The following is a 386-nucleotide window of genomic DNA, read 5'->3' as shown; positions in this document are numbered from 1 at the left end:
CGCCGCCACAACCTGCGCGTCTCCGAGCTGATGCTCGCCAACGAGCGCATGTGGCGCAGCGACACCGACACCCGCGACGGCCTGCTGCGCATCTGGCGCGCCATGCAGGACTGCGTCAACAGCGGCCTCAAGGCCGAGGGCATCCTCCCCGGCGGCCTCAACGTGCAGCGCCGCGCCGCCCGCCTGCACCGCAACCTGCTGGAGATCGGCAAGCCCAACGTCATCGGCTCCACCCTCAGCGCCATGGAGTGGGTCAACCTCTACGCCCTGGCGGTCAACGAGGAGAACGCCGCCGGCGGGCGCATGGTCACCGCCCCCACCAACGGCGCCGCCGGCATCGTCCCGGCGGTGCTGCACTACTACATGCGCTTCAACCCCGATGCCAG

General features: G+C 70.7%; 1 protein-coding gene. It reads left to right on the top strand.

The genetic code is table 11. The features are described from left to right. A partial coding sequence (locus DK254_RS05740; RefSeq protein ID WP_177412027.1) for an L-serine ammonia-lyase, iron-sulfur-dependent, subunit alpha occupies positions 1-386 on the top strand: 386 nt, incomplete at both ends.

The sequence above is a fragment of the Pseudomonas sp. RW407 genome (genome assembly GCF_003176655.1).
Taxonomy (GTDB): Bacteria; Pseudomonadota; Gammaproteobacteria; order Pseudomonadales; family Pseudomonadaceae; genus Pseudomonas; species Pseudomonas delhiensis.
Note: the sequence above shows the minus strand (reverse complement) of the source record. Positions and strands in the feature narration are given on the sequence as shown.